Here is a 2,461-nt window from a genome sequence, read left to right on the forward strand (position 1 = left end):
CGGACGGCATGGACGCGGGGCCGGTCCGGCGGCGGCGTGGCACGGACGCGGGGCCGGCTCGAAGGCGGCGTGCGGAGGCTGTCGGTCGCGATGCCGCTCCGGACCGCGGCCCACACCCTGGGGGGAGGCTCCTGCAGTGTCTGGCCCGGCTGGGTCAGTCGGCCTGCCCCGACGACGTGTTCATAGGCGGTGAGCCGGTCACGGCACGCACGGCACCGGCTCAGATGACGCGCGGCCGAGGCGCTCCAGTCGGTCCGGCCGCCGTCGAGTGCGCGGACGGCCAGCTCCGTGTCCGGGATGTGGCACCGCGCCCGGTGATCGCCCACGCCGCCGCCTCCTCTCGGCCCACGGCCTGTCGCACAGGCCTCGGAACGGGCAGTTCCGTCGGCCTCTTTACAGCCGGGGGCGGGATACCGGATGCACCGTCCGCCGTCGCGGACGGGACGGCGGCCGGCGACCGGCGACCGGCGGCCGGCTCCTGTCGAGGACGCGACGGCGGACGGTGACCGGCCCCTGTCGCGGCGGCGCGTTCCTCGACCCCCGGCCGTCGGGTCGCCGGCGACCGGCCACCGGTCACCAGCCACCAGCCACCAGCCACCAGCCACCAGCCACGGTCGCCGCCTGCCGGGCCACCCCCAAACCACTCGCATCGTTAGTGCAGCGTATTACTCCCCGTACCCCTGCACCCCGTGCTCCTCCAGGCACCTGCCGAGCCGCTGGAGTCCGCGCCTGGCATGGCTCTTCACCGTGCCCAGGGGCCACCCCGTGAGCTCCGCGATCTGCGTCTGCGTCAGGTCGTCGTAGAAGGAGAGGGTCAGCACCCGGCGCTGGGCCGCGGGCAGCCGGGCCAGTTCCTCTCCGAGGACGACCCGGTCGAGCACGGCGGACTGGGTGTCATGGGCCGCGGGACCGACGGACATCCGCGCCCCCGCGGCCGCCACCAGCTCCGTCCGCCGCGTGCGCGCGGACAGCGCGTCGGCGATCTTCCTGCGGGTGATCCCGACGAGCCAGGCCCCCAGCGCACCGCGCTCGGGGGCGAATCCCGCACGCCCGCGCCACGCGGCCAGGAACACCGTCTGCGTGACGTCCTCCGCCTCCCGGACGTCCCCGAGCGACCGCTGCGCCAGGGTGTACACCAGGGCGCCCCACCGGTGGTAGACGGCGGCGGGTGAAGCCTCGTCACCGGCCGCGAACCGCTCGGCGAGTTCCTCGTCGGCGAGGTGCTCCCATGCCGGGGCCCACAGCGGCACGCTGTCCGGGGCCCGCTCGGTGACCTGCTGTGCAGCCATGTTCCCCGCTCCTCGTATGGGCCTTGACCGTTCCGTTCCGCGGGGTACCCCTCATGGCCCACCCCACGGGTGCCGGCTGCCGGCCGCTCCGGCGGCCCCGGCTCCTCAACCCTGCGAGACCTCCAAGCGGCGCAACAACTTGCATCGTCTCTGCATCACTTCTTCGGTGCTTCTTCGGGACTTCTCCGGCTCTTCCCCGGCGCCTCTTCGGCCGTCCGGCGGCACGTCACGGCACTTCATCGCCCGATCGGCCCCTTGTGCGAAAACCGGTCGTGCCTTCTCCCCCGTCCGGCGCATCCGCGGACGCCCTTGCCATGGAAAGCGTTCCGTCAGACACATATGCGATCACGACGAGAGGAACCGGGATGCGCTCCAGCGAGGCGAAGGATCACTCTGCGGCCGGGCGGGCGCCCGGCTCTCGTCCCGAGTCCCCGTCCCCGCATGCTCCCGAGTCCCCGTCCCCGCATGCCGAACCCCCTTCTCCGCGCTTCCCGCCGACCGCGGCCGACCTGCACGTCATCGACAGTGACGTGTCCGCGGCCGTGGGGCGTGTCCTGGAGGACCAACTGGCCGAACGGACGGGACGGGCCATCGCCCTGGACCCGGTGTTCGGCCGCGACCTCGCCGAGCGCGTCGCGCGCTTCACCCTGGACGGCGGCAAGCGCACGCGGTCCCGCTTCGTGTGGTGGGCGCTGCGCGCCTGCGGGGGCGGGCCGGAGGAGGCGGCGGCCGCCCTCCGCGTCGGTGCCGCGCTCGAACTGATCCAGACCTGCGCCCTGGTACACGACGACGTGATGGACGGCTCACAGCTGCGCCGGGGCCGGCCCGCCCTGCACGCGGACGTCACCGCCCAGTACGCCGGTGCCGTTCCGGCCGCGCTCGGCCCGCGCTTCGGCGAGGCCGCGGCGATCCTCGCCGGGGACCTCGCCCTGGCCTGGGCGGACGACATGGTCGCGGCCCTCGACGGGGCACCGGCCGCCGTACGCACCCTGTGGAGCGCCATGCGCACCGAGATGGTGGCCGGGCAGTACCTGGACGTCCACGGCCAGGCCACCTCCTCGCGCTCCCTGGCCCGCGCGCTCCGGGCCGCCTGCCTCAAGAGCGCCCTGTACTCCGTGGAGCGCCCGCTGGCGCTGGGGGCCGCGCTCGCCGGGGCGGACGCCGCGCGCAGC

Annotated in this window: 2 protein-coding genes; one reads left to right on the forward strand and one right to left on the reverse strand. The window is 74.7% G+C overall.

Features of this window, described 5'->3' with window-relative positions:
- Window positions 1–665 precede the first annotated feature (665 nt).
- Window positions 666–1,289 (reverse strand): RNA polymerase sigma factor, encoded by a 624-nt coding sequence (locus HO151_RS01100; RefSeq protein WP_173894272.1) that lies wholly within the window; start codon window positions 1,287–1,289, stop codon window positions 666–668.
- A 365-nt stretch (window positions 1,290–1,654) separates the two neighbouring features.
- Between HO151_RS01100 and HO151_RS01105 the strand changes: the two genes are divergently transcribed.
- A partial coding sequence (locus HO151_RS01105; RefSeq protein WP_173894273.1) for a polyprenyl synthetase family protein occupies window positions 1,655–2,461 on the forward strand: 807 nt, incomplete at its 3' end.

It is taken from the genome of Streptomyces sp. 8P21H-1, from assembly GCF_013302945.1.